This is a genomic window from Streptomyces sp. NPDC102462, from assembly GCF_044765425.1.
In the GTDB taxonomy this organism is placed as follows: Bacteria; Actinomycetota; Actinomycetes; order Streptomycetales; family Streptomycetaceae; genus Streptomyces.
On record NZ_JBIWKB010000011.1, the window covers coordinates 180254 to 187292 of the forward strand.

General features: G+C 69.4%; 6 protein-coding genes, 1 tRNA gene and 1 pseudogene. 5 read left to right on the plus strand and 3 right to left on the minus strand.

What is annotated here, in order from left to right; translation table 11 throughout:
- Positions 1-144 precede the first annotated feature (144 nt).
- Positions 145-885 (minus strand): DUF4232 domain-containing protein, encoded by a 741-nt coding sequence (locus ACIRFL_RS13075; RefSeq protein WP_404027314.1) that lies wholly within the window; start codon positions 883-885, stop codon positions 145-147.
- A gap of 882 nt (positions 886-1767) precedes the next feature.
- Between ACIRFL_RS13075 and ACIRFL_RS13080 the strand changes: the two genes are divergently transcribed.
- A tRNA-Arg gene (locus ACIRFL_RS13080) sits at positions 1768-1840 on the plus strand.
- A gap of 47 nt (positions 1841-1887) precedes the next feature.
- Here ACIRFL_RS13080 and xerC read toward each other — a convergent pair.
- Positions 1888-3549 carry a tyrosine recombinase XerC gene (gene xerC / locus ACIRFL_RS13085; RefSeq protein WP_404027316.1) on the minus strand — a complete coding sequence of 554 codons (1662 nt, stop codon included), beginning with the start codon at positions 3547-3549 and terminating at the stop codon, positions 1888-1890.
- Positions 3546-4232 (minus strand): helix-turn-helix domain-containing protein, encoded by a 687-nt coding sequence (locus ACIRFL_RS13090; protein ID WP_404027318.1) that lies wholly within the window; start codon positions 4230-4232, stop codon positions 3546-3548. The genes xerC and ACIRFL_RS13090 overlap by 4 nt, the downstream gene beginning before the upstream one ends.
- A gap of 95 nt (positions 4233-4327) precedes the next feature.
- On the opposite strand from ACIRFL_RS13090, the gene ACIRFL_RS13095 reads away from it, so the two are divergent.
- The 4 genes and pseudogenes from ACIRFL_RS13095 to ACIRFL_RS13110 all read left to right on the plus strand — a co-directional run.
- Positions 4328-4558, plus strand: a complete 231-nt coding sequence (locus ACIRFL_RS13095) for a hypothetical protein (RefSeq protein ID WP_404027320.1) — start codon at positions 4328-4330, stop codon at positions 4556-4558.
- A gap of 227 nt (positions 4559-4785) precedes the next feature.
- A complete protein-coding gene (locus tag ACIRFL_RS13100) occupies positions 4786-6069 on the plus strand; it encodes a DUF3631 domain-containing protein (protein WP_404027323.1) in 1284 nt (427 codons plus the stop codon).
- A 392-nt stretch (positions 6070-6461) separates the two neighbouring features.
- Entirely contained in the window at positions 6462-6584 is a 123-nt protein-coding gene (locus ACIRFL_RS13105) for a hypothetical protein (RefSeq protein WP_404027326.1), read from the plus strand.
- A pseudogene (locus ACIRFL_RS13110) lies at positions 6584-6973 on the plus strand (DUF2637 domain-containing protein); the annotation flags it as partial. The gene ACIRFL_RS13105 and the pseudogene ACIRFL_RS13110, both read left to right, overlap by 1 nt.
- Positions 6974-7039: the final 66 nt, after the last annotated feature.

Here is a 7039-nt window from a genome sequence, read left to right on the forward strand (position 1 = left end):
CATGGCGGGTACGCGTACGGCAGCCGCGGTATCCCGCATCTGGCATCCGGCTTCCCGCTCCCTGTTTCCCACCGGGCCCCATGCCGGGGCGGCGGACGAGGTCGACCCTCGTCCGCCGCCCGGGCGCCCGTTCCGAGACGCTGATCACCAGATGAGGGCGGCGTCCATCGACTGCTGCCAGTAGGTGACCTTGAGCGAGTCGTCGACGTAGACGCCCTTCGCGGGCAGGGCCGGGTGCGCGCCCGCGCCGACGCTCTCGTTGCCGGAGCGGCCGTGGAAGTACACGGTCAGCGAGTTCTCGGTGCGGCCGTCGGAACCGCTGCCGTCGGCGGCGGACAGGTTGACGGAGGCGTAGCCGGACTGACCCGGATCGAGCGTGACGACGGCCTGCGGCTTGGACTCCTCGATGACCGGCGGCACCGCCTGGGCCTCACCGAAGCGCACGGCCGGGTAGGTGTACAGGAAGCAGGGCTTGCCGCCGGTGTTGGTGACGGTGAGCAGCATGTGGTTCACGGGCCGGTTGACCGGGGCCGCGACGGTCTTGGTGTTCGAGCCCTCGCAGGTGACCGGCCGGCCGGCGGAGGCCGGATCCTTCGCGGTGCCACTGTTGCCGGCCGGCTTCGAGCCACCGGCACCACCCGCGGCGGCCTGCTGCCCGCCGGAGGCGGCGTCGTCGGCAGGCGCGTCGGTCTTGGCGGCGCCGGGCTTGGAGGCATCTGTCTTGGAGGCGCCGGCGGAGGAAGAAGCGGTGGCGGAGGCGTCGGCCGAGGCGCCCTCGTCATGGACGCCCGTACCGTCGTTGCACGCGGTCAGGGAGAGCGCGGCGAGTACGACGGTGGCGGCGGCGCCGACGAGACGGGTACGGGAGTTACGGATACCGGACATGATGCGGTTCCCCTTCGCTGTTCGGCTGGGTGGTGCTCGGATGACTGGAGCCTGCGGTGAGATCCGTCCCAGCCGCCACGCACGACGGCCAGTTAGGAACGCTGGAACGCCAAAACACCCCCTGACCAGGGAAAACCCACTCCCCCTGGAACGCCCGAACGGGACACGGTGGAACGGAGAACCCGTTCCCAGGGGCGAGCCGGGCCCCCTGGCCAGCGCCACCTCTGCCGTGACGATGCACCGGTTGAGGCCCGCCGCAGGACAGGGAGTGCGTGCTGTGAGGGTGGATGTCTGCGGACGGCAGGAGCTTGCGGTCCGCCGGGACGAGGACCACGGTCAGTTCATGGATCGGGTAGCGAAGAGGTCGACGTCGCCGATGATCAGGTGCCGTACCCCATGACCTGCTCGGCACATCGCCGTGCAGGCAAAGGCGGTGACGAGGTCGCCGCAGTGGACGAAGGTGGACGAAGGTGGACGAAGAAAAGGCCCAGCGCGCTCCGCACACGCACCCGCCGAGGCGGATGCCCGCCGGGATGGACACCGCCCACTGCGCCGCAAGCTCGGTCATGCCGAATCACAGGACGCCGGCGTTCGCCGGGCATCAACATCCGTCTAGACCCGAACCCCAACCGATAGCCCGTAGCCGTATCAGGCTGGCGAGGCGCGGCAGCAGCGCAACGCACACCAAGCGACGACGCGTCCGACTCGACGCCCACCCGTAGTCGGCCGTCGCTCCGACCTCCGCAAGTCGCCTACCGCCACCAGGCCACCCGCTACACTGACTGCGGTGGCGCAGTCCTCACCGACCGCATCACCACAGCTCTGCCGGGATCCCAACTGAGCAAGACCCACCCACCTCAGCCCGTTTCCCGACAGACCCCCGCCTTCGTAGCTCAGGGGATAGAGCACCGCTCTCCTAAAGCGGGTGTCGCAGGTTCGAATCCTGCCGGGGGCACAACGCATTACCGCTCTGACCTGAGGTTTCTCCCCCAGGGAGGGGTTCTACTCGGCCTCGGACTCGTCGTCCGGGGCCGTTTGCGTGAGCGGTGCGTGAGCGGACGGGGTGCCAGACCCCGATATTGCTCCGGACGGATCAGCACCGTTCGGCACGTTCGCCTCCGCCGCCGCGACCTCGGCCTGGGCTTCCGGAGCGTCATTCTTGGAGGCGGCGCGGGCGCGCGGTACGAGCCTGGCTGCGGCCTCGGCGATGGCGAGGTCGGCCTCGGGCAGCAGGCTCGTGTACGTGTCGGCCGTGATGGTGATCGAGGAGTGGCCGAGCATCTCCTGGATGTCCTTCAGGTCGGCCCCGGCTGCGTGGGCGAGGGTCGCGGCACCGTGGCGAAGGTCGTGGAGCCGGACCGGTGGGAGGTCAATCTCCTCGTACAGCTCGATGAAGCGCCGGGTGACGTTGGCGGGGTGGAGCATCTCGCCGTTCTCCTTGGCGAAGACGCGGCCGGTCTCTACCCAGGCGCTGTCCCACTCGTCGCGGTCCTTGTCCTGCTGGGCACGGTGCCGTTTGAGGGCCTGGACCGTGTCGGAGTCGAGCGCGATGGTGCGCGCGCCCGCGTCGGTCTTGGGATCGTCCTCATACACCTCCCAACCGTCCACGACGAGTTGCTTGGCAACGGTGATGAGACCGGCATCGAGATTGGTGTCGGTCCACTTCTGCCCGCATGCCTCGCCGCGCCGCAGCCCGCGGAAGGCGATCAGGTGGAACAGCGCATACAGGCGGTCCTCCGCGACGTGGTCGAGGAAGAGGCCGGTGTGCTCCGGCGTCCAGACCATCACGGGGGAGGGCTTCTCGCCGGTGCGCTTCCAGTGGAGGATACGCTCGTTCGTCCACACCAGTGCCTTGGGCCGTTTGCCAGCCTCCAGCTCGACGTGGGCGGCTGGGTTGAAGGTGATGAGCTGCTGAGCGATCGCAGCGTTCAGCGCGGCCCGCAGCGTGGAGCGGACGCGCTGGCGCGTGGCCGGACCGACGATGCGGCGATAAGGCTCCATTTCTGCGATGGCCGCCTTCATCGCCTTGCGGCGGGCGCGGTGCTCTCGCCCCTTCCAGGGAATCTGGGCGAGGTCCTCGAACGCCTTGCGCCGTGCGGCGTTGCCCTCGGCGATCTCGACGTTGGCCTCGGCTATGGCCTCGAACATCTCCGACAGGTGGGTTACCCGGAGACGGTCGAGCCGCAGACGCCCGATCCGCGGCTTGAGGTGCACCCGGATGTTGCTCTCGTCGCGGCTGATGGCACTCTGCCGCCCCTTCTTGCCCGCCAGCCACATGTCCAGCCAATCACCGACGGTAAGACGGCTCGTCAGGTCCAGGCCGTGACTGAGGCGCCTGCGGGTCGCCTCGATGTCCGGCAGCGGCGCCTTCTCCTCGGCCACCTTTTCCAGCAGCTCCGCGATCTGCGCCAGGCTCTCGGCGTCGTCGGCGTCGGCGAGGCCGAGCAGGGCACGGACGTGGTCGAGGTCCGCCTGGGCGGCCTTGAGGCTGTCGTAGCCGGCGCGGCTGAAGGAGCGGCGGGTGCCGTCTTCGCGGGGCGGGAGTTCTTGGCGTATGGAGTACGAGCCGTGCTTGCGGCTGGAGAGCTTGGGGCAGTTCTTGCCGAGCGGTTTGCCGGTGTGGGGGTCGCGGCAGTAGCAGCGGCGGTGGGTGGAACCCTTCAAAGGTCAGTCTCCTCAGTCGTGTTGAGGGCGGTTTCGGGCGGGTCGACGTCAGCGAGTTCCGGCGGCAGGTGCGGTGGTGTGCCGCCGTCTTCGCGGATGAAGGCGCGGGCGCTGCGGAGGCGGTACTTGGCTTCCAGCGCCCTTTCGGCGTAGTCGGCTTGAGCGAGTACGGCTTCCTCGCGTTCGGCCTGGTTGGGTGCCGTCTCGGCCTTCCAGCGCTCGTGCTTCTCGCCCTTCAGAGCGGCCAGGGCGGCGCGCTGGTGGCGGGCGTGGGCGCGGAAGGAGCGGAGCATGTCGTCTTCCATGCCGAAGTCCTCTCTGTCGCCGGTGAACCAGTGCATGGCGTCCCAGGTCGGTTCGGAATCGTGCAGTGGAAGGCGCTGGACTCGGTCGACGTAGCCGACGGGGTAGAGCAGGCAGATCGGGTAGGTGCGCAGGGCTTCGGCGAGGACGAGGACGTCGACTAGGGGCAGGTTGGCGCGGCGGCCGGATTCCATGTTGGCGATCACGTTGCGCGGGATCGGGTGGCCGATCTCCTCGCAGCGATCGGCCAGGTCCTGGGCGCTCATGCGCAGCTCCTTCCTTCGTCTGCGGACCTCGGCGGCCACGGTGGCCGTCACCTGATCCCCCCACTCCGGGACGTTGTCCTCGTCATCTCCAGGATCAAAACCGCGATGTGTCATGGAGACACATTAGCTCGCTCATGATGGTTGGTGATCGCCTGGAGCCGGACGTGATGCCACGTTCGCCGAGGGCTCACTCATGAACGGAGCGCTGGATGCGCGACATCGAGACCGCAGGGCGGCCCCGGGGCATGACGCGAGAAGAGCTGCTGGCCCTGCCCGCTGCCGTTGACCTGGACACCGGCAATCGAGCGCTGAGCCTGGGGCGGAGCAAGGGCTACGAACTGGCCAAGCGCGGCCAGTACCCGTGCAAGGTCCTGCGGCTGGGCAAGGCATACCGCGTCGTGACCGCCGACCTGTTGGACCTGCTCGGTCTGGCCGCATGACCACCCGCGCCCATAGCAGACGCTTCTGCGCTGAGCTGACACAGAAACGCTGGACTGTCGCCGGGGGTGGACGTACTGTCCCTGTTCCCTCGCCCCGGCCAAGGAAGCGAGAAAGCCCCCGGCGGGCCAACGCCGGAGGCTCAGCACACTCCACTGCCCGCATTCCAACGAACGACCTGCGTGACCCGGGCCGTCATGCCCGACGTCACCGGATAAGGAGCTGCCCTGTGCAACCTACGACACCCGAGCCCCATTCCGCACCCGCCAAAGCGGTATGGCCGACGGTCGCCGTGCCCGGCCGACCCGGCCCCGCGCCCGAAGCCGCACCGGCGGCCGACGACAGCCCGCAAAAGACGGCTCCGACGGATCAGCCCACCGAGGAGGCGGTGTCGGACCCGGAGCCGACGCACGGCTCCAAGCTGCTGAACGAACTGCGTGCCCAGGTAGCCCAGTTCGTGATCCTGCCATCCCAGCAGGCGCTGGACGCGGTCACACTGTGGGTGGCGGCGACGCACCTGCAGCCCGCGTGGCAGCACGCCCCGCGCCTGGCGGTGGTCGGTCCGGCGAAACGGTGCGGCAAGTCACGGCTGCTGGACGTGCTGACCGAGACGGTCCACGAGCCGATGCTCACCATCAACACCACGCCCGCAGCCATTTTCCGCTCCATCACCGACGAACCGCCCACCCTGCTGGTGGACGAGGCGGACACCATCTTCGGCACCCCGAAGATGGCGGAGAAGAACGAGGAGATGCGCGGCCTGCTCAACGCCGGCCACCAGCGCAACCGGTACGTCACCCGCGTCGTCGGCAACGACCACACGCCGCACAAGTTCGCCACCTTCGCCATGGCCGCTCTGGCCGGGATCGGCGACCTGCCCGACACGATCATGGACCGGTCGGTGGTCATCCGCATGCGCCGCCGGGCCGAGGGCGAGAGCGTCAAGCCCTTCCGTTCCCGCCGCGACACCCCAGCCCTCCATGACCTGCGCGACCGCATCGCCGCGTGGACACGGCCGCTGCTCGACGAGGCCGCCGACCTGGAGCCAGCCATGCCGGTGGAGGACCGCGCCGCCGACACCTGGGAGCCCCTGGTGATCGTCGCCGACCTCGCCGCCGGGCCCTGGCCCCGCCTCGCCCGCGCGGCGTGCGCGCAGATGGTCACGGCCGAAGCGGCAGCCGAGGAGGACCACCCCAGCTCAGCGCGGATCCTGGCCGACATCCGCCGGGTCTTCGTCGCCCAGCGCGAGGTCGACAGCCTCTCCACCGACGAGCTCCTGCACCACCTGCGCCAGGACCTGGAAGGCCCATGGGCGGAGTGGGGTCGCAACGGACTGAGCCCGCGTGACCTCGGCTCGCTGCTGCGCGACTTCGACGTCAGGCCCGGCAACGTCCGCCTCGCCGACGGCACCCAGCGCAAGGGCTACACACGCAACAAGTTCCTCGACGCATGGCGCCGCTACTGCCCGACCGTCCACCCGGCCGACACCGGCCCCGCCCACAGCGAGGGCTGACACCCCGTCCCATCCCGGTTGCCGTCCTTGCCGTCCCTGCCGTAATCCCGCAGGCCAAACGGCATGCCCGCAAGACGGCAACCGGGGCCAAGACGGCAACACGATCACGACCACCGGGCTGCCCACAGCGACGCCGCCCACATCCGTCTCGTGCCGTCCTACGCGTCCACGCCGTATCACCGCAGGTCACGGCGCACGCGGGCGGGACGGAAGACGGGATCCGATCCGTCCACGGGCACCGAGCCGCATCCCTCACCGCCTTGCGGCCCACCAAGACGCGACGGCATCGCCAAGACGGAACGTCGACCCCTATGCCGTACCGGCCCTGACCTGCTCTTGCAACGGCCAAGACGGCAAAGACGGACCACGCCACCACCACAGGAGTAACTCCCTTGACCACCCCCACCCACCGCACCACCCCCCACCGGGTGCCCGGCGCGGACCGCGCCACGATCCTCGCCGTCGGCGCCACAAGCTGCGCGTTGTCCTACAACGCGCTCGGGAGCGACAAGTGATGACCAAGCACGCTGCCGAGCGGTACACACTCGTCACCGCGGGCACCGTCATCATTGCCCTCACCGCCGGCGGATTCTGGCTCTCCTACGCGCACCTCGCCCAGGTCGCCGGGCAGCACGGGCTCGGGCGCTACCCGGTCCGCCAGTGGGCCTGGCCCGCGACCCTGGACGCGTTCATCATCGCGGGCGAGCTACTGATGCTCCGCGCGGGCCTGCGCCAGGCCACCGACGGGTGGGCCATCGCCCTCACAGCCACTGGATCGGTCGGCTCCATCGCGCTCAATGTGGCCGGGGTGAGCGGCACGGGAAACCCCGGCACCGTACCCCTGCTCGACTACGTGGTCGCCGCGGTTCCCCCGACCTGCGTTCCGCGCAATTCGGGGGTTCTGGAGTCCCTACCGGGCTGAAGGTGCAGGTCAGTGAGCTGGAGGCTGGTGACGCGGGCAGATTCACCT